This window comes from Gaiella sp., assembly GCF_035710885.1.
Lineage (GTDB): Bacteria > Actinomycetota > Thermoleophilia > Gaiellales > Gaiellaceae > Gaiella.
This window is the reverse complement of sequence record NZ_DASTCS010000057.1, coordinates 1-19008: the sequence shown is the minus strand read 5'-3', so window position 1 is coordinate 19008 and position 19008 is coordinate 1. Positions and strand designations below refer to the sequence as shown.

The window sequence follows — 19008 nt, the reverse complement described above, 5'->3', positions numbered from 1 at the left end:
GCCTAGCCCTCCTCTGCGAGAGCCACGAGAGCCGCTCCGACCACTCCTCCGTCCGGCGCCAGCCGCGAGCTGACGACCGGAAGTGGGGGCGTGCGGGGGTATGCGAGCAGTGACTGGCACGCCCTTGCGACGCGCTCCCGGAAGACCGGCTCGGTCCCGAGGCCACCCCCGAGGACGACCAGGGAGGGGTCGAGCGCGTTGGCGAGCACCGCCAGCACGCCGCCGAGTGCACTCGCGGCCGCGTCGACGAGCGCCGTGTGCGCCGGATCCGCGAGAACGTCCTCGGCGCGCTCGAGCCCGGCCGCCCGGGTGAGCGCAGAGCCGCTCGCGACCAGCTCGACCGGCGGCGCACCGAGCACGATCGCCTCGCCGCGCCCGCCCGCGTACGGGCGTCCGTCGAGGACGAGACAGGCGCTCGCGCCCGTCCCGACGATGGCGAAGAGGAACGACGAGACCCCGGCGCCCGCGCCGAAGCGCGCCTCCGCCAGCGCGGCCGCACGCAGGTCTGACTCGATGATCACGCTCGGTGCGTCGATGGCGGCAGCGGGATCGAGGTCACGCCAGTCGATCGTGTCGGCGCTGGTCGGCCGGCCGGCGAGGTCGACCAGCTCGCACAGCCCGATACCCACCGGGATTCGTCCGTGGCCTAGCTCGCCGACGAGGTCGGCACAGTCGCCCAGGACGGCGGCTCCCCCGCGCTCGGGGCGGGTCGGCGTCTGACGCCGCTCCAGGACGGTGCCGGTTCCCAGATCGACGATGCCGGCGGCGATCTTCGTCCCGCCCACATCTATCCCGAGCGCGACGCTCACCCTCTCACCACGCCGGAGAGCGGTCCGCGGGTGTCGGTCCGCCGCTCCCATCGCTCTATAGTCTCGTATTCCGCCGCCCGGGCGGCGACCCCAAAGCCGAGGGAGGGAATGTGAACAGGCGCCTGCTGGGAGTCCTTGCCGCCGTCACACTGCTCGCGGTCACCGCCGGAGCGACCTACGGCGTCGAGCAAGAGAACGTCACCTTGACCATGTGGTCGTACGACAACCAGGACCCGGGCCTCCAACCCGTGCTCCAACAGCTGAGCAGGGAGTTCGAGAAGTCCCACCCGGGCGTGAAGATCAACCTCGTCTTCAAGGACTTCAACAGCCTCGTCGGCACGGTCCCGCGCGCTCTCGCGTCCGGTAACGGGCCCGACGTGACCGAGGGGAACCAGGGCTACCAGACCGACGCGCAGCTGGTGAAGGCGAAGCTGATCCTGCCGCTCACCAAGTACATCAAGAAGTACCGGTGGGACCGACTCTACGCCCCGTCGACCTGGGGGATGTTCCGCTGGACGCCCGACGGCAAGTCGTTCGGCAAAGGCCCCGTCTGGGGCATCGCGCAGACCGGCCAGAACGTCGCCGCGTTCTACAACAAGAGGAAGCTCCGCCAGCTCGGCTTCAACCCGAACAAGATGCCCACGACCTTTGCGGGGTTCGATCGGCTGCTCGCCCAGCTGCGCGCGAAGCTGCCCGACGGCGAACCGGTGATCCAGGAGGGCAACAAGGAGGGGTACGGCTTCATCCACCTCTTCGGCGGCATCTGGGGCGCGAACGTGAAGGCCGCGTCGGTGCGGAACTGGATCTACCACGTCCCCGGCTCGCGCTACGACACGCCCGGGACGATCAGGGCGCTCGCCAAGCTCCAGCAGTGGGCGAAGGCCGGGTACTTCAACGACGACTACAACGCGCTCGGCTACGACGCGTCGGCAACCGAGTTCGCCAAGGGCAAGGGGGTCTTCTGGATCGGCGGCGACTGGGACTCGACGATCATCAAGGCGGGCCTCGGGGCCGCGAACGTCGGCGTGATGCCCATCCCGCCGGGGCCGAGCGGCGTCTGGACCTCGATCGGCGGCCTCTCCGGGCCCTGGCACATCTCCGCGAAGACGAAGTACCCGGATCTCGGCGCCGAGTGGCTCAACTACGTGATCACCTCGAAGCGGGCCCAGACGCTGATGTTCTCGCAGCAGCAGATCCCGTCCGACCGTCGCGCGACGCCGCCCAAGGGCGACCCGTACCTGGCGTCCGTCCACAAGGCGTTCAAGCTCGTCGCCGACGACGACGGGCTGCTGCTCTACACCGACTGGGCCTCGCCGTCCATGTACACGACGCTCCAGAACCAGTTCCAGCTCCTGCTCGCCGGCCGCCAGACCCCGGCCGGCATGGCCAAGGCCGTCCAGGACGACTGGGCGAAGTTCGACAAGACACTCCGCTGATCCACCGCGCGTGGCGGATGGAGAGCGAGCACACGCGGCGCGCTCGGACCCCGTAGGGGCGGGCGCGCCGCGCAGACGCCGTCGTGTCGGCGGCGGCCGAGCCCCCGGTGACCCACGCAACATCGGCTGGCTCTACGTCCTGCCCGGGCTCCTCTTCTACGTCCTCTTCACGCTCGCCCCCCTTCTCCACACCGTCTACTACTCGTTCTTCTCCTGGGACGGCCTGACGGAGAAGACGTGGGTGGGGCTCGCGAACTACAGCGAGGCGCTGCGGGACGACGTCCTCCTCGACTCGTTCGTGCACTCCGCCGTCCTGATCGTCTACTACGCAGTACTGCCGGTGATCATCGGCCTCGGGCTCACTGCGGCGCTCACCCGCACGGCGATCCGAGGGTTTCGATTCTTCCGTACGACGCTGTTCCTGCCGCAGCTGATCGCCGGCGTCGTCGTCGCCCAGGCCTGGACGTGGATCTACGCAAGCGAGGGGCCCCTCAATCGCGCGCTCGAGCTCGTCGGGCTCGGGTCGCTCGCGCGGCCCTGGCTGGGTGACTTCACGTGGGCCCTGCCGTCGATCGGCGCGATCGGCAGCTGGGTCACGTTCGGGCTGTGCATGGTGCTCTTCATCGCGGGGGTGCAGAAGATCCCGACGTCGCTCTACGACGCCGCCCGCGTCGACGGCGCCGGGGCGGTTCGCGAGTTCTTCGTCGTGACGCTGCCGGGGTTGCGCAACGAGATCCTCGTCGCCTTCGTGCTGACGACGATCAACGCCCTGCGCAGCTTCGACATCGTCTACAACACGACGGCGGGAGGCCCGGGCGGGGAGACCATCGTCCCGTCGATGTACATGTACCAGAACGCCTTCCTGTACAACCGGGTCGGGTACGCAGCCGCCATCGCCACGGTGCTCGCAGTGGCCATATTCGTGCTGGCCGGAATCGTGCTGCGGGTCGGCGACCGGAGTGAGCGGACCTGACCGCCGGGCGCCTCGACCGGGTCGGCACCTACCTCGTGCTCGGCACGTTCACGTTGCTCGCGGTCTACCCCGTGCTCTCGATCCTGTTCCTGGCGCTGCACCGCAAGACCGATTTGGTCACCGGCTTCGCGTTGCCGACGCGACTCGATCTGTCGAGCTTCGAGGCCGCCTGGACGGAGGGCAACTTCGCTACCGGCTTCAAGTCCAGCTTCATCGTCGCCGCGGCCGTCACCGCGGCTTCGGCTGTGCTCTCGATCGGCACGGGCTACGCCTTCGGCACGATGCGCTTCGCCGGCGACCGGATCGTGTTCCCGATCATCCTGCTCGGGATCATCTTCCCATACGAGGCGACGGTGATCCCGCTGTACTACGACTTCCAGGACGTCCCGCTCCTCCACTGGAACCTGCTGAACACGTACTGGGCCCTGATCCTCCCCCAGATCGGGCAGTCGGTCGCGTTCGGCACCTTCTGGATGCGCGCCTTCTTCCGCTCGACGCCGCGCTCGTTGATCGAGGCGGCGCGGATCGACGGCGCCACCAGCTTCGGAGTTCTCTGGCGCGTTCTCCTTCCGCAGGCGATGCCGGCGGTGCTGACGATGTCGGTGCTCGTCTTCACGTACACGTGGAACGAGTTCCTGCTCGCGCTCGTGCTCGTCTCGGGCAGCGAGTCGCACCAGACGGCGCCGCTCGGCCTCAGCTTCTTCGCCGGCGCGGCGCGTGCGAGCGATCCGACCAAGGTGGCGGCGGCGGCGGTGCTCGTCGCCCTGCCGATCGTGCTCGTGTATCTGTTCCTTCAACGGCATTTCGTGCGCGGAATGCTCGCCGGGGCGATCAAGGAGTGACATAGGAATGGCACGGATCAAGCTCGCCTACCTCGGCGGGGGCTCGACCAGGGCAGCCGGGACCATGGCCTCGCTGATGGCGAACGGCGCCGACTTCGACGGCTCGGAGGTCGTCCTCGTCGACCTCGACGAGGACCGGCTCGCGCTGATCCGAACCCTGGCCGAGAAGATGGCGCAGGCCCGGGGCCTCGACGTCACCGTCACGGCGACCACCGATCGACGCGCAGCACTCGTCGACTGCGATGCCGTGCTCTCCTCCTTCCGCCCGGGAGGGTTCGAGGCTCGGGTCTTCGACGAGCGCATCCCGCTCGATCACGGCGTGATCGGCCAGGAGACGCAGGGTGCCGGCGGCTTCTTCATGGCTCTGCGCGCGATCAACGTGCTGAAGGACGTCTGCGCCGAGATCGAGGAGATCTGCCCGGACGCGTGGATCTTCAACTACACGAACCCGGTGAACATCGTCGCCGAGGCGGTCACGCATCACTCGCCCGTCAAGATCGTCTCGCTGTGCGAAGGGCCGATCTACTTCGCCCGCGAGATCGCGGAAACGGCGGGGCTCGACCCGGCACGCCTCCGCGTCACGATGGTCGGCCTGAACCACGGCTGCTGGGGCGTGGAGCACGACTACGACGGTCAGGACCCCCTGCCGCTGCTCGCGGAGGCGTGGGAGCGACGCCGGGACGATCCGACGCTCGAGCCGCGCAGGCGGCGGCAGCTCGAGCTCGCCGTGGCGATGGGTGCCGTCCCCGCCGACTACTTCGAGTTCTACTACTTCACCGACGATGTCCTGGCGGAGCTCCGGGCGAAGCCCACCACGCGCGCCGAGGACATCCTTCGCTGGTCTCCGGACTACTGGCGCCATTACGAGGAGCAGGCGCAGAGCGACGACCCTCGGCTCGACCCGTCGCTGTCACGCGGGGGCATTCACGAGCTGGAGCTCGCGATCGACGTCATGGACGCGATCTTCAACGACAAGGACGAGACGCACCCGGTCAACATGCCGAACGTGGGCGCTGCGCTTCCGGGCTTCCCTGACGACCTCGTGGTCGAGGTGCTCGGTCGCTGTCACCGGGGGGGCATCGACGTCGTTCCCGCGAAGAGGCTTCCACGACACGTCCGCGGGCTCGTGGAGATGCTCGGGGAGTATCAGGCCCTTGCCGCGGAGACCGGTTGGAGTGGGACGCGCGACGATGGTGTACGGGCCCTCAGCGCCAACCCGCTCGTCCGCCAGGTGGAGGTCGCGGAACGTGTCTACGACGCGCTCGCGGCTGCGCATCGCCACCACCTACCCGCCCGTCTGCTGCCGGTCTAGGAGCGTGGTGTGAGCTCACTCGTGCTCGGTGTCGACGGGGGCAACACGAAGACCGTCGCGTTGGTGGTTGCGGCGGACGGCACGATCGTGGGCAGCGGCAGCGGGGGATGCGGCGACATCCACAACGCCGGCGGGCCGGAGCCGGCGCTCGTCGAGATCGGACGCGCGACGACGGCAGCGCTCGACGGCGCGCGCGCCACGGCGGCGGATCTCGCGGCGGCTGCCTTCAGCCTCGCGGGCGCCGACTGGCCGGAGGACTTCGTATTCCTGCGCAGCGAGCTCCAGGGGCGTCTCGGGCTGCGCGACGAGCCCGAGGTGGTCAACGACGCGCTCGGCGGCCTGCGCTGCGGCACCGAGGACATGGTGGGCGTGGCGGTGGTGATCGGGACGTATGCAGCGGTCACGGCGCGCAACGCCGACGGGCAGCTCTTCCATCTCGGGTTCTGGCCAGATTCGACGGGCGCGTTCGCGCTCGGCTCCAAGGCGCTCGCTGCCGTGTGGCGGCACATGCTCGAGCTCGGCCCGCGTACGTCGCTCCTCGAGCGTGCGCTCGCTCGCTGGCGCTGCGCGGACGCAGAAGAGCTCCTCCACGCGTTCACGCGGATCGGCGGCCTGGAGGATTCGGAGCCGGGACGTTTCGCGGACGCTGTGCTCGACGAAGCAGAGGCGGGCGATCCGGTGGCGCGCACGATCGTCGAGACGGTCGCCGGCCGCATGGGCGACTACGCACGCGTGTGTGCCGCCCGCACCGGCCTGCTCGGTGCACCGTTCCCGCTCGTGCTCTGCGGAGGCGTTCTCCGGCACCCGTCGACGCTACTCCGCGCAGCCCTCCACTCGCGCATCCCGGAGGGCCGGCCGGTCTACCCGGACGTCGAGCCCGTCGCGGGCGCAGTGCTGATCGCCGCGGATCTCGTCGGTGCACGCCCCGACGTCAGGCGTTTGCAGTCGGCGCTCGCAGGCTCGACGGAGCACCAGGGCTGACGTGGGCGGGATCCGGCTCGAGAAGGCGACGAAGATCTACCCCAACGGGGTCACTGCCCTCGACGCCGTCACACTCGACATCCGTGACGGCGAGTTCATGGTTCTCGTCGGACCGTCCGGCTGCGGGAAGTCGACGCTGCTGCGGATGATCGCCGGTCTCGAGGAGGTGACGGAGGGCAGCATCGTGATCGGCGACCGCGACGTGACGCGATTGCGCCCCCGCGACCGCGACATCGCGATGGTGTTCCAGAACTACGCGCTCTACCCACAGATGACGGTGGAGGACAATCTGGGCTTCGGCCTCAAGCTTCGCCGCGTCCCCAAGCCGGAGCGCGCGAGGCGTGTCCGCGGCGTTGCGGCGACCCTCGGGCTCGAGACGCTGATGGAGCGGCGTCCCGGGCTCCTGTCCGGTGGCCAGCGACAGCGCGTTGCCATGGGCCGGGCGATGGTGCGCGAGCCGACGGCATTCTTGATGGACGAGCCGCTCTCCAACCTCGACGCGAAGTTGCGGGTCTCGATGCGCGCGGAGTTGGCGCGCCTGCACGACCGGCTCGGCGTGACGACGGTGTACGTCACGCACGACCAGGTCGAGGCGATGACTCTCGGCCAGCGGGTCGCGGTGCTACGCGACGGCGTCCTGCAGCAGTGCGACACGCCGCAGAGGCTGTTCCACGACCCCACGAACCTCTTCGTCGCGGCTTTCATCGGGTCGCCGTCGATGAACGTGGTCGAGGCCCGGGTGAGCGATGGCCGCGTCGAGTTCGCCGGGTTCAGCTTGCCGCTGCCGGCGGGGTCGCCCGTGGACGACGGGGCGCGAGACGTCATCCTCGGGATTCGCCCCACCGACCTCCGGCACGCGGCGGACGCACCTCCGAGCGAGCCGCGGATCAGTGTGCGTCCCGACCTGGTCGAGGAGCTCGGGGGTGTCACGAACCTGCTCTTTCCGATCGACGCGCCGCGGGTGCAGACAGACGCGACGCGTGCCGCGATCGAGGCCGCGTCCGACGATGACGCAACTCTGCTCGCCGACGATCGCCGCGCCCGGTTCTGCGCGTCGATCGACGGCAGGCGTCGCGTCGTGCCGGGGGAGGAGCTCGAGCTCGCCGTCGACCATCGGCAGCTGCACTTCTTCGACCCCGCCACCGGGGACGCGATCAGTCGCGGGTCAGGGGCGGGGGCGTGAGCCCCCGCGCGGCGCCCTCGCGGAGCAGCGTCGCCCGGTCGACCGCGCCGCCGACCCCCGTCGGCGTCGTTACGGCGAGGCCGGCGTACAGCACGGCCCAGTGAAGCCGAGCCTCGGGGTCCGCACCGTGGAGATCGGCCCAGATGTAGGCCGCGGTGAGAAGGTCGCCGGCGCCCGTCGTGTCGGCAGGGTTCGCGACCGCTTCGCCGGGAGCCGCCAACGCCTCGCCGTTGCCGAACGCCATTGCCCCTTCCGCGGCGAGCGTGACGACCACGGTCTCGGCCAGCTCCGCGAGGCTCGCGGCGGCATCGGCCGCCGTATCCTTGCCGCTCAACCCGAGCGCCTCCCGTTGGTTGACGAACAGCGCGCGGGCGCCGCCGAGCCCGGCGGGCGGCCGGCCCGCGTATGCACGAAGGTCGTCGTCGCCGCACGTGACGTATGCCGTGGCGCCGTTGGGGACGACGTAGAGCTGGTCGAGGCTCGCCGCGACCGCGCGCGGCTCGCGAGCCGCCACGTCGGAGGCCGAGGCGCGTGCGCCCGGATCGATGGTCACCATCGCGCGGTCGCCGCCGAACGGCATGACCACCGTCGTCGGCGTCCGCGGCGACGGCCTGGTCGCGATCCACTCGACCCCGTCCTCGGCGAGCATCGAGCGGACGATGTCACCCGCGACGTCGTCGCCGAGCGGCGCCGCGACCGCGGCCGACATACCCAGACGTGCGGCCGCAACGGCCGTGATCGCTCCTCCGCCCGGTGAGCGCAGGAGCTCGGCCGCGAATCGCTCCTCACCCAGCATGGGCGGCGACTCGAGGCCCACGAACGTGAGGTCGAGAAAGACGGGCGTGGCAACGACGAGATCCGTCACGGACGTCCGAGAATAGCCGCGTCGAGGATCATGCGAGGAGGGCGCGGATGGCGTCGCCCGTGAGCTCCGCCTTGCTGACGAAGCCGCGTGCCCCGGATTCGGCCACGAGCGTGCCGAAGTCCGCGCCGTCCCTGCTCGACGCGAGCACGATTGCGGCGTCCGAGCCGGCCCGGCGCAGCCGCGCGGCGACCTCGAACCCGTCGATGTCCGGCAACTCGACGTCGAGGAGCACCACGTCCGGGGCGAGCAGGAGCGTCGCGGCGACCCCGGACTCGCCGTCGCTCGCGGTTCCGACGACGGAGAACCCGTCCGTCTCGAGCAGCATCTGCGCGACGGCCCTGAACGACGGATGATCGTCGACGATCAGCACCGACAGCTTCGCCTCGAGCAGCTGCATCGCCTGATCGTCTCACCGATCAGCATCTCGGCGTCAAGGGCATCTCACTTCTGCGCCTCGTGCTTCCCCGCCCAATGACGCCAGGGCACGGCTCGAGAACGGCTCGAGACCGCGCACACACCTACCACTCGAAACTGTCGCCGCATGCTCCCTGGAAAGCTGATGCTCTGCCAACCGAGCGCGGCCCGCGTGCGGAGGACGAGACGGGCGGCTCACGGAACCCTCACACACGCGTCTTAGGCTGCGCTCCGCCGATGCGCCTGCTCGCTCTCGCCGCCTTCGCCACAACGCTGACCGTCGGTATCGCGTGTGTCGGATCGACACAAGGGCGGGCGGCACCCGACCAGCGCACGGCTGCGGACGTGTTCCAGGGACTCGGCACCTGGATCGACATCTACGACACGAAGCTCTACAAGACGCCGAACGTGACCGCGTCGCGGATCGCCGCCCGCGGCGTCCGGACCGTGTGGATCGAGACGGCGAACGACCGCTCGGCGACGGACGTCGTCGAGCCGGCCGGTCTCGGGCGGATCGTCGACGCCCTGCACGAGCGCGGCATCCGCGTCGTCGCCTGGTATCTCCCGGGGCACGACAGGCACGCGCGCGACCTGCGTCGCGCCAGGGCGATGCTCTCGTTCAGGACGTCGCAGGGCGGCGGCTTCGACGGTGTGGCGCTCGACATCGAGTCTCTCAGGCACAAGAACGTGGGGCAGCGGACCGCGCGGATGCTCGCCCTGCTCGGCCGGATGCGCGCGGAGGCCGGGACGACTCCGATCGCGGCGATCACCTACCCGCCCCGTGCCTTCGAACGGCACCTGAGCTGGTGGCCCGGCTTCCCGTGGGCGCAGATCGCGGCCCAGGTGGACGCGCTCGTGCCGATGCTCTACACGGGCGGCGGGTTCAAGGGCTACGACGCGACCTACGGGTACGTCTCACGGTCGCTCCGCCTGCTGCGCGCGGCGGTCGGGGACGGCATCGCCGTCCATGCCGCCGGTGGCGTCGCGAACCGGATGAGCGCCGAGGAGCTGAAGGCGTTCAACGACGCCCTGCTCGACGACGGGAAGATCAGCGGCTGGAGCCTGTACGACCTGCAGACGATGACGCCCGCAGGCTGGACGGCGATGGCCCGTTTGTCCGAGACGCTCGGCTAGCCCCACGCCGCGCGCAGCCGCTCCCGCGTCGCATGGAGGTGCTCGGGCACGACCTTGATGTCCGCCAGCACGGGCATGAAGTTCGTGTCCCCGGCCCAGCGCGGGACGACGTGCTCGTGCAGATGGCCGGAGATCGAGCCGCCCGCGACCTCGCCGAGGTTCCAGCCCACGTTGAACGCATCCGGCGAGTAGACGCGCCGGAGGGCGTCGATCGCCCGGGTCGTGAGCTCGTGGATCTCCGCTGCCTCGGCGGCCTCGAGGCCGGCGAGCTCGCCGACATGTCGCAGCGTGGCGACCATCACGTGGCCCGAGGAGTACGGGAACTTGTTGAGCAGCACGAACGCGCGCTCGCCGCGCTCGACGACGAGGCTCTCGACGCCGAGGTCGCCTCGCGCCTCCGCGCAGAAGACGCAGCCCTCCTGCGCGCCCGCCTCGCTGATGTACTCGAGGCGCCAGGGCGCCCAGATCGGTCTGGTCACGCGCGCATCCTCGCAGGCGCTCCTCTACTCGCGCGCACGCCCGTGAACCAGCTCGTGACGGATGCGCTCGCGTGTCTCCGCGAACTGCGTCACCTCGTACACCACCACCGCCACGAGCACGAGGAGCGCGAGGGCGAGAGTCCAGACGGCGGGAAGCTCCCTCGCGAGAGGAAAGAGCGCGAGCAACACGACCGCTCCGGTCAGCCGCTGCATGCTGAGCGACCCGACGAGTCGCCGGCGGAACCCGACGTGGCCGAGGAGGTACAGGGCCAGGCCGCCGACGAGGGCAGCGGCCGGGACGGTTGCGAGCGGGTCGTCAACGTGCTCGAGCGTCTTCTTCAGGCCGAGAGCGGCGAGCACGATCCCCGCGACCATCGGGAAATGGAGCAGCGAGTAGGCGTCGCGCGCCAGCTCGTTCTGCTCGCGTCCCGGCGTCGCCTCCGAGAGCCGGCGCTCGGCGAGCCAGGCGATCACGTCGAAGTAGAGCCACCAGAGGGCGGCCGCGATGGCGGAGCCAAGGGCCGCGGCTGCGACGACGCCCGCATCGACGACTGCGTTCGAGCCCACGCCGATCGCGACGATGGACTCGCCGAGGGCGATGATCACGATCAGCCCGTGGCGCTCGGCGAAGTGGGCGGGCACGAGCTGCCAGCCCTCCGACCAGAACAGGAGCGGCGCGCCCACGTCGAGGACGAGCGCGAGGGCCCAGATTGCGCCCTGGAGCCGACCGTCCGCGAACGACGCGCAGGCCAGCAGCGTGATGCCGGTCGTCGTGCTCGCCGCGAGCCCCGTGACGGATCTCCTCAGCTCCGGCTCGTCACGGCTGGCCATCATGAACAGCCAGATGTGAGCGATCCGGACGATGGCGTACGCGCACGCGAACGCGAACGCGTCGTCCCCGAACGCGTCCGGGACGCAGAGCGCGGCGACGAGGAACGCGGTCATGGCGGCGAAGATCGCGATCCGCACTGCGCCCTCCTCGGGGTCGAGGACGCTCGTCACCCACGCGTAGCCGACCCACGACCACCAGAGGACGGCAAGCACGAGCAGCCCGCGGGCGAGCCCCTGCCACGTGGGGTCGGCGGCCATCAGCGCGGTGCACTGCGTCAATGCGAGGACGAAGACGAGGTCGAAGAAGAGCTCGAGCGCCGTGACCCGGGAGCCTTCACGCCGAACGGCGGTCAGGCGAGGCGTCCGGGACGGCGTCTCCACGAATAGGATCCTCGCACGCCGGTGCCGGTGAGCCCCGGCCGAGCCCTGCTCGCGCCGGCGCCGCGATCCGAGAGGATGGCGCCGTGGCGTACCCCTTCGTCGAGAGCCCGAACAAGACCGTCGCGAGGGGGCGGGCAATCGACGTCGTCGTGATGCACACGATGGAGATCGCCGAGCGGCCGGACGCCGCCGAGATCTGCGCGCGCTGGTTTCGGACCCCCGCGTCCCGGGTCTCCGCGCACTACTGCGTCGACGCGAACGGCGTGATCCAGTGCGTGCGCGAGAAGGACATCGCCTGGCACGCGCGCGGCGGGAACACGCGCTCGATCGGCGTCGAGCTGGCCGGGTTTGCGCGTCAGACGACACGTGACTGGGAGGACGCCTACTCGCGGGCCGTGCTCGCGCGCGCCGCGACCCTCGTCGCCGACATCTGCCGACGCAAGCGGATCCCAGTGCGGTGGCTCCTCGCCGACGACCTGATCGCCGCCCGCAGAGGCATCACCGGCCACGTCGAGGTCAGCAAGGCGTTTCGGCGGAGCGACCACTGGGACCCCGGGCCAGGCTTTCCGATCGAGTCGTTCCTCGACCGTGTCAGGAAGGCGCAGCAGGCCGCTCGAACCGCCCGGCCGAAGGTGTAGAGCCGCCGGCGGGCTATCGAGCGAGCGTGACCTTCGCCAGGCCGTGCGGCGCGTCGGGGTCGAGCCCGCGCGCCCGAGCGAGCGCCCAGGCGAAGAGCTGGCCGGGCACCACGGAGAGCAGGGGGGAGAGAAGCGCAGGCGTCGGCGCGGGTACGGGCACCCGGTAGGCCGCGCCTTCGATCCGATCGGCTGCGACCCCGCTCGCGACGAGCGTGGCCCCCATCTCTCGCGCGCGGGCGGCCGCCTCCTGCACGGGAGCGAGCGTGGGGTCACCCGACGCGATCGCCCAGACGGGGAAGAGCGGGTCGAGCGCCGCGACGGGCCCGTGGGCGAGGTCGGTCGCGGTGAGCGGCTCGGCGGCGATCCTGCACGTCTCGAGCAGCTTGAGGGCGATCTCCCGCGCGGTGGCGAACTCGACCCCCCGCCCGATCACGAACATCCGGCCCGTGTAGGCGAACGGCAGCGCGAGCGCCGCCGTCGTGCGCTCGAGGCCCGGGAGCGCGTCCTCCAGGAGCTCACCCGCCTCCCGGATCCCGGCGGCCAGCTCCGGGCCGCGGCCGGCGACGTGGCCGGCCAGAAGCGCGAGCACGGCGAGGGTGTTGACGTAGGTCTTCGTGGCGGCGACCGCGAGCTCGGGCTCGGTCGCGAGTGGAATCGTGGCGTCGGCCGCGTCGGCGAGCTCCGAGCCGGGGTCGTTCGTCACCGCGATCGTGAACGCGCCGGCCGCCCTCGCACCGCGCACGTACTCGACCACGTCCGGGGTGCGGCCGGATTGCGAGAGGCCGATCACCGTCGAGCCGCCCATGTCGAGCGGCGTGCCGTAGTGGACGGTGAGCGTGATCGAGTCCCGCATCGCCGTCCATCTCGGCAGGAGCCCGAATGCGTAGACCCCGTACGAGGCGGCGTTGTCCGACGAGCCGTGACCGACGATCCTCACGAGCCGCAGGTCGCGCTCCCGGAGGATCGTCGCGATGCGGGCGATCTCGCCGTCGTGCTCGAGCAGGCGGCGGAGCGCGGCGGGCTGCTCGCGGATCTCCGAGAGGAAGCGCGTTCCGGCCTCGGTCCCGTTCTCAGCCTGGGACACGGGCCTCCTCGCCGACGAGGGTGCGGACGACCTCGAGGGAGTCGTCGAGGACGACGACGTCCGCCGGCCCACCGGGGGCAAGTCGTCCGTGCTGGGGCAGCCCCAGGATGCGCGCGGGCACCGTGCTCGCGGCCTCGAGCGCCTGCTCGAGCGGCGCTCCCATCGCCACGAGGTTCCTCACCGCCTCGACCATCGTCAGCGCGCTCCCGGCGAGCACGCCGTCCTCGCGGCGGACGACGTCGTCGGAGACCACGATCTCGATCTCCCCGAGCGCGTACGTCCCGTCGCCCAGCCCGGCGCCCGCGATCGCGTCCGTGACGAGGGACATGCGTCCGGCCGCGACCCGCCAGAGCAGTCGCACGACGTCCGGGTCGAGGTGGATGCCGTCGACGATCGCCTGGACGACGACCTCGGGCCGCACGAGCGCTGCCCCGACGACGCCGGGATCCCGGTGCAGCATCGGTCGCATCGCATTGAAGACGTGCGTCACCGTCCGCACGCCGCGGTCGAAGGCGGCATGTGCCTCGACCGCCGTCGCGTCGGTGTGGCCCAGGGAGACCGTGATCCCGCGGGCGTGCAGCAGGTCGATCAGCTCGAGCGCCCCGGGCAGCTCCGGGGCGAGCGTGACGAGGGTGACGGGCCCGGCTGCGAGCAGTCGCTCCATCAAGGCGGGGTCGGGATCGCGACGCGCAGCCATGCGGTGCGTGCCGAGACGGGTCGCAGCCAGGAAGGGCCCCTCCAGGTGGGCTCCGAGGATGCGCGCGCCCGGCGCCGAGTCCGGCACGGCCTCGAGCGCCGCCACGAGCTCTGCTTCCGCCGAGGTGATCAGCGTCGGCAGGTAGGCGGTCACGCCAGTCTCGACCAGCGCCTCGCCGGCGGTCGCGTACCCCGCCGCGTCGGCGCCGAGGAAGTCGACCCCGGCGAAGCCGTTGACCTGGAGGTCGATGAACCCCGGCGCGGCGATGCCGCGACCCGCGCCGCCCAGCCCCACGGCGGTGACGCGTCCGTCGTCGACGGCGACGTCTCCGGGGACGAGGCGGCCCTCGACGAGCGCGGCTTCGACTCCCAGCCTCACGACTCGAGCGCCTTCCGCACGACGCCCTGCGCGCGGGCGAGCCGCTCGCGCGCGGAGTCCGCGTCGATGCCCTCGAGGAGCGAGACGATCGCGACCTTGGCGTCGCCGCCGGCGGCCCGGAGCGCCTCGTCGACGCGATCGTCCGCCTCCCCGGTGGCGAGCCCGACGATCCGGCGGACGCGACCGCGGAGCTTCTCGTTCGTCGCGACGACGTCCACCATCAGGTTGCCGAACGTCTTCCCGACCCTGACCATCGTGACGGTCGAGATCGTGTTCAGGACGAGCTTCTGGGCGGTGCCGGCCTTGAGCCGCGTCGATCCGGCGATGAGCTCGCCGCCGACGACGACCGCCACGTCGTGGTCGGCGAGCCTCGCGAGCTCGGACCCCGCCACGCATACGACCGCGACGGTCAGGGCTCCCGCACGACCCGCCTCCTCGAGCGCGCCCATGACGTACGGGGTGCGCCCGCTCGCGCTGATCCCGACCACCACGTCGCCGGAGCCGACGGTGAGCTCCCGCACCTCTCGGGCGCCCGCCTCCGCGTCGTCCTCGGCATGCTCCTGGGCGGCTGCCGGGCTTCCGGTTCCGCCGGCAAGAAGGGTGACCACCCGACCAGGCGAGATCGCGAACGTCGACTGGCACTCGACTGCGTCGACGAGCGCGAGCCGTCCCGACGTCCCGGCTCCGACGTAGACGATCCGGCCGCCGGCCTCGAACCGGTGGGCGATCGCGTCGATCGCGCTCACCAGCGCGTCGTGGGCCCGGGCGACGGCGGCCGCCACGGTTGCGTCGGCCTCGTTCATGAGCGCGACGAGCTCGGACGTCGAGCGGAGGTCGAGGTCGGCGTGGGCGGGGTCCCAGGCCTCCGTCACGAGCTCACCGAGGCCGGGATCGTTGCGAACCGTCTCCACGTGTGCCAGTCTATGCACGCCGTGGTAGAGTGGTCAAGACCAGTGTGGAGGAGGGTGGCCCCAAGTGGTCTACCTCCCTGCGACTCTCGGGCGACCGCGCGCGGGGAGCGATAGATGGCGACGATCGAGCTCGAACACGTCACCAAGGTCTACGGAAACGGCTTCGTCGCCGTCGACGACGTGAGCCTCTCGATCGCCGACCGGGAGTTCATCGTCCTCGTCGGCCCGTCCGGGTGCGGCAAGTCGACGCTGCTGCGCATGATCGCGGGACTGGAGGAGGTCACGGTCGGCACGGTGCGCATCGACCAGGCCGACGTCACCGACCTGGCCCCACGGCACCGCGACATCGCGATGGTCTTCCAGAGCTATGCCCTCTACCCCCACATGACCGTCCGGGAGAACCTCGGCTACGGCCTCAGGGTGCGGAAGGCGCCCAAGGCCGAGGCCCGCCGGCGCGTGGAGGAGGTCGCCTCGCTCCTCGGGCTGACCCAGCTCCTCGACCGCCGGCCCGCCCAGCTCTCGGGCGGTCAGCGGCAGCGCGTCGCGATGGGCCGCGCAATCGTCCGCGAGCCGCGAGCCTTCCTGATGGACGAGCCGCTCTCCAACCTCGACGCCAAGCTCCGGGTCGGGATGCGCGCCTCGCTCGCGGAGCTGCATGCGCGCCTCGGGGTGACCACCGTCTACGTGACCCACGACCAGACGGAGGCGATGACCCTCGGGCAGCGCGTGGCCGTGATGCGCGAGGGGAGGATCGTCCAGGTGGACACGCCCCAGGCGCTCTACTCGAGGCCGCGGGACGTCTTCGTCGCCGCCTTCATCGGATCGCCGTCGATGAACCTCGTCGAGGCGATCGTGGAGAAGGACGAGATTCGCTTCGGCGGGCACGCGGTGCCGCTCGAACCGGGCCGGCGCCCCGGCGCGACCGGCCCCGTCGTCCTCGGCATCCGCCCGGAGGCGTTCGCGGACGGCGCGCACGCCGCAGCGCACCTCCCGCGCCTGACCGTCACGGTCGACGTGCTCGAGGAGCTGGGCGCCGACACGCACGCGTTCTTCCGGGTCGACGCGAGGCGGCCACAGGTGGGTCTCGACGCCGACCACGAGGACGCGTCGCTGCTTCCGGACGAGACGACCCTCTTCACGGCGCGCATCGATCCCCGCACATCAGCGCGTCAGGGCTCGGGCCACGAGCTCGCCGTCGACCCGGCGCAGTTCCACTTCTTCGACGTGGACGACGGCGGCGCGCTCGTCGCGGAGCCGGTCGAGCTGCCCATGGGCGAGCGGCTGCCCGTCGCGGCGGCGGAGGAGTGGTCTTGACCACGAAGAAGCAGAGCGGAGCGCTGTCCACGGGGCAACGCGCCGTGCGGGCGAGCACCGACAGGAGCGGCATGAAGCGGACCGAGACGAAGCAGAGCGAGACGCGCAGCAAAGTCCTGGATCTGATCGAGCAGCTGGGGGTGGGAGAGGCGATCCCCTCCGAGCGCCAGCTGTCGAGCGAGCTCGGCGTCTCCCGGCTGACAGTGCGCGCGGCCCTCGACGACCTCGTGCGCGAGGGGCTTCTCGTCAGGCGCCACGGGAGCGGGACATTCGTCAGCGAGCCCAAGATCGCGCAGGAGCTCACGATGACGTCGTTCACCGAGGACATGCAGCGTCGCGGGATGGTGCCGGGGAGCCGGACGCTCGATCTGCGCGTCACGCCGGCAGGGGCGCACCTCGGGCGGCTGCTGCACGTGTCGCCCTCCGAGCCCGTGGTGATCATCCAGAGGCTCCGGCTGGCCGACCGCGAGACGATGGCGATCGAGACGCTCCATGTCCGCGAGTCACTCGTGCCCGACCTGTCGGCCGCGGATCTCGAGCGGCAGTCGTTCTACGAGATCCTCTCCGAGAGGTACGGCATCGACATCGTGGGTGGGCTCCAGACCATCGAGCCGACCGTCACCAACGAAACCGAGTCCGATGCGCTCGGCGTGCCGCTCCATTCACCGGCGTTCCTCTTCGAGCGCACGACGCGCTCGGCAGCGGGGGAGATCGTGGAGTACGTCCGCTCCATCTACCGCGGCGACCGCTACAAGCTCGTCACCGAGCTCAGCCGCTCGCCGTCCCGGCGCAACGGACCCCACGGCTGACGCGCAACCCGTGTGGTCAATACCAGATCGAGACCGTCCAGTCTTCCGCACGGGTAACCCGATCGCAGCGCAAGGGCATGAACGCGACAATCCTGGTCGAAACAACCGATGTCGTCGGCAAAGTGGTCTTGACATCATTTGATCGTTGTGCCAGTGTTCCGAACCGTGGCCAATTGGTATGAGCCAGTAGGCGGTTCGGGCGTCGTTCACCCCGCCGGCCACCGGGGCATCCTGACGACGGACGCCGCCTCTCGATGCGCTTGGGGGACAAGCCCATGAGAGCACGAATCATCTGCGCCGCAGTTCTCGTCGGCGCAGCCCTCGCCGTCGTGGCGTCGACCGCCTCGGGCGGGACGGCCGCGACGAACAGCATCACCGTCTGGCTGCAGACGGACGCCGACAAGGACAACTGGAAGGCGATCATCCGGGCCGCCACCACACAGTTCCAGCGCGACCATCCCGGTGTCGCCGTCGACGTGCAGTTCCAGACGTGGGGGAACCATCTCCAGAAGTTCGACGCGACGCTCGCGGGCGGGAACGCCCCCGACGTGATCGAGATGGGCAACACGGAGATGACGAAGTACATGGCGGCCGGCGCGTTCCAGGACATCACGTCCGACCGCGGCTCGTTCGCGAACTCCAGCACCTGGCTCGACGGCCTCGCGGCCGCCGGCCGCTTCGGCGGGAAGCTGTACGGCGTGCCGTACTACGCCGGGTCCAGGGTCGTCACCTACCGGACCGACCTGTTCCGCGCGGCGAAGCTCAAGGTCCCGACCAGCCTCGCGGAGTTCACCGTGGCGGCGAAGAAGCTCGGAGCCCGGAACGACACGCGCGGGTTCTCGCCCGTCTACGTCGCCGGCACCGACTGGTACGTCGCGATGGGCTTCGTCTACGACCACGGCGGTGCGATCGCCAAGCAGGTCAGCGGCAAGTGGAAGGGCACGCTCGCTTCCCCGAGGTCGATCGCGGGGCTGACGGCGTACCGGAACTTCTTCCTCGCGGCGTCGCGCGCGAGCAAGACGACCGACGAGACGCATCCCAACCCGTACGACGTCTACGCCCAGGGTCGCGCGGCGTCGATGGTCGGGCCGGGCTGGTTCAGCTGTTGCGTCGGAGACAAGTACAAGGCGACGACGGGGCAGTTCGTGATGCCGAGCCGCACCAAGGGCCAGCCGATGCCGGGCTTCCTCGGCGGGTCGCTCCTCGCGGTGCCGGTGGGCGCCAACAAGAGCCTCGCGGTCGACTGGATCAAGGCCTACACGAGCAACGCATCGATGCAGGGACTGCGCGCGATCGGCAACATCCCCAACACGACGAGCCTGCTCGGAAACACCGTCTTCGAGCGCGCGGCCCGTCGCAGTTGGTTCGTGCCGACCGCGAAGAACTGGGTCAACGTCGAGAACGGCAACATCCTCCGCAACATGCTCGACCAGATCCTCACCGGCAAGCTGAGCGTTCGGCAGGCGGCGAAGTCGGCGAGCGACAACATCACGTCGGTCCTCAACGCATGAAGGTGACGCGGGACGCCTACGTTGAG

The 19008-nt window shown here is 70.6% G+C and carries 19 protein-coding genes; 11 read left to right on the top strand and 8 right to left on the bottom strand.

Features of this window, described 5'->3' with window-relative positions:
* Positions 1-2: 2 nt before the first annotated feature.
* Entirely contained in the window at positions 3-809 is an 807-nt protein-coding gene (locus tag VFO26_RS14040) for an ROK family protein (RefSeq protein WP_325115661.1), read from the bottom strand.
* A gap of 110 nt (positions 810-919) precedes the next feature.
* Between VFO26_RS14040 and VFO26_RS14035 the strand changes: the two genes are divergently transcribed.
* The 6 genes from VFO26_RS14035 to VFO26_RS14010 are packed head-to-tail and all read left to right on the top strand — an operon-like array spanning position 920 to position 7536.
* Entirely contained in the window at positions 920-2245 is a 1326-nt protein-coding gene (locus tag VFO26_RS14035; RefSeq protein ID WP_325115659.1) for an ABC transporter substrate-binding protein, read from the top strand.
* 10 nt (positions 2246-2255) lie between these two features.
* Positions 2256-3218: a sugar ABC transporter permease gene (locus tag VFO26_RS14030; protein ID WP_325115658.1), complete on the top strand. Its 963-nt coding sequence runs from the start codon at positions 2256-2258 to the stop codon at positions 3216-3218.
* A gap of 35 nt (positions 3219-3253) precedes the next feature.
* Positions 3254-4060, top strand: a complete 807-nt coding sequence (locus VFO26_RS14025) for a carbohydrate ABC transporter permease (protein WP_325115657.1) — start codon at positions 3254-3256, stop codon at positions 4058-4060.
* A 7-nt stretch (positions 4061-4067) separates the two neighbouring features.
* Positions 4068-5372 (top strand): hypothetical protein, encoded by a 1305-nt coding sequence (locus tag VFO26_RS14020; protein WP_325115656.1) that lies wholly within the window; start codon positions 4068-4070, stop codon positions 5370-5372.
* A gap of 9 nt (positions 5373-5381) precedes the next feature.
* Positions 5382-6353: an N-acetylglucosamine kinase gene (locus VFO26_RS14015; protein WP_325115655.1), complete on the top strand. Its 972-nt coding sequence runs from the start codon at positions 5382-5384 to the stop codon at positions 6351-6353.
* A 1-nt stretch (position 6354) separates the two neighbouring features.
* The gene (locus tag VFO26_RS14010) at positions 6355-7536 is read left to right on the top strand and encodes a sn-glycerol-3-phosphate ABC transporter ATP-binding protein UgpC (protein ID WP_325115654.1); all 1182 of its coding nucleotides are present in this window, start codon (positions 6355-6357) and stop codon (positions 7534-7536) included.
* Here the strand turns inward: VFO26_RS14010 and VFO26_RS14005 are convergent.
* Both VFO26_RS14005 and VFO26_RS14000 read right to left on the bottom strand, forming a co-directional pair.
* Positions 7508-8401 (bottom strand): PfkB family carbohydrate kinase, encoded by an 894-nt coding sequence (locus VFO26_RS14005; RefSeq protein WP_325115653.1) that lies wholly within the window; start codon positions 8399-8401, stop codon positions 7508-7510. The genes VFO26_RS14010 and VFO26_RS14005 overlap by 29 nt on opposite strands.
* Before the next feature lie 28 nt (positions 8402-8429).
* Positions 8430-8798 (bottom strand): response regulator transcription factor, encoded by a 369-nt coding sequence (locus tag VFO26_RS14000; RefSeq protein WP_325115652.1) that lies wholly within the window; start codon positions 8796-8798, stop codon positions 8430-8432.
* Positions 8799-9052: 254 nt separating this feature from the next.
* Here VFO26_RS14000 and VFO26_RS13995 point away from each other — a divergent pair, with 254 nt between their 5' ends.
* Positions 9053-9949, top strand: a complete 897-nt coding sequence (locus VFO26_RS13995) for a hypothetical protein (RefSeq protein ID WP_325115651.1) — start codon at positions 9053-9055, stop codon at positions 9947-9949.
* Here the strand turns inward: VFO26_RS13995 and VFO26_RS13990 are convergent.
* A complete protein-coding gene (locus VFO26_RS13990) occupies positions 9946-10428 on the bottom strand; it encodes an HIT domain-containing protein (protein ID WP_325115650.1) in 483 nt (160 codons plus the stop codon). The two genes, VFO26_RS13995 and VFO26_RS13990, sit on opposite strands and share 4 nt — an antisense overlap.
* Positions 10429-10452: 24 nt before the next feature.
* A complete protein-coding gene (locus VFO26_RS13985; protein ID WP_325115649.1) occupies positions 10453-11640 on the bottom strand; it encodes a low temperature requirement protein A in 1188 nt (395 codons plus the stop codon).
* An 83-nt stretch (positions 11641-11723) separates the two neighbouring features.
* On the opposite strand from VFO26_RS13985, the gene VFO26_RS13980 reads away from it, so the two are divergent.
* Positions 11724-12278 (top strand): peptidoglycan recognition family protein, encoded by a 555-nt coding sequence (locus tag VFO26_RS13980; protein WP_325115648.1) that lies wholly within the window; start codon positions 11724-11726, stop codon positions 12276-12278.
* Positions 12279-12291: 13 nt separating this feature from the next.
* Here the strand turns inward: VFO26_RS13980 and VFO26_RS13975 are convergent, their stop codons facing one another.
* The 3 genes from VFO26_RS13975 to murQ are packed head-to-tail and all read right to left on the bottom strand — an operon-like array spanning position 12292 to position 15348.
* Positions 12292-13362, bottom strand: a complete 1071-nt coding sequence (locus VFO26_RS13975) for an SIS domain-containing protein (protein ID WP_325115647.1) — start codon at positions 13360-13362, stop codon at positions 12292-12294.
* A complete protein-coding gene (gene nagA / locus VFO26_RS13970) occupies positions 13349-14437 on the bottom strand; it encodes an N-acetylglucosamine-6-phosphate deacetylase (RefSeq protein WP_325115646.1) in 1089 nt (362 codons plus the stop codon). The genes VFO26_RS13975 and nagA overlap by 14 nt, the downstream gene beginning before the upstream one ends.
* Positions 14434-15348, bottom strand: coding sequence for an N-acetylmuramic acid 6-phosphate etherase (gene murQ, locus VFO26_RS13965; RefSeq protein WP_325115645.1), 915 nt, complete (start codon positions 15346-15348; stop codon positions 14434-14436). Before murQ ends, nagA begins: the two co-directional genes overlap by 4 nt.
* A gap of 114 nt (positions 15349-15462) precedes the next feature.
* On the opposite strand from murQ, the gene VFO26_RS13960 reads away from it, so the two are divergent.
* From VFO26_RS13960 to VFO26_RS13950, 3 genes are all read left to right on the top strand, one after another.
* On the top strand, positions 15463-16662 hold the full coding sequence (locus VFO26_RS13960; RefSeq protein WP_325115644.1) for a sn-glycerol-3-phosphate ABC transporter ATP-binding protein UgpC: 1200 nt from the start codon (positions 15463-15465) through the stop codon (positions 16660-16662).
* The gene (locus VFO26_RS13955) at positions 16659-17471 is read left to right on the top strand and encodes a GntR family transcriptional regulator (protein ID WP_325115643.1); all 813 of its coding nucleotides are present in this window, start codon (positions 16659-16661) and stop codon (positions 17469-17471) included. The genes VFO26_RS13960 and VFO26_RS13955 overlap by 4 nt, the downstream gene beginning before the upstream one ends.
* Positions 17472-17746: 275 nt before the next feature.
* Positions 17747-18982, top strand: coding sequence for an extracellular solute-binding protein (locus tag VFO26_RS13950; protein ID WP_325115642.1), 1236 nt, complete (start codon positions 17747-17749; stop codon positions 18980-18982).
* The last annotated feature ends 26 nt before the right edge of the window (positions 18983-19008 follow it).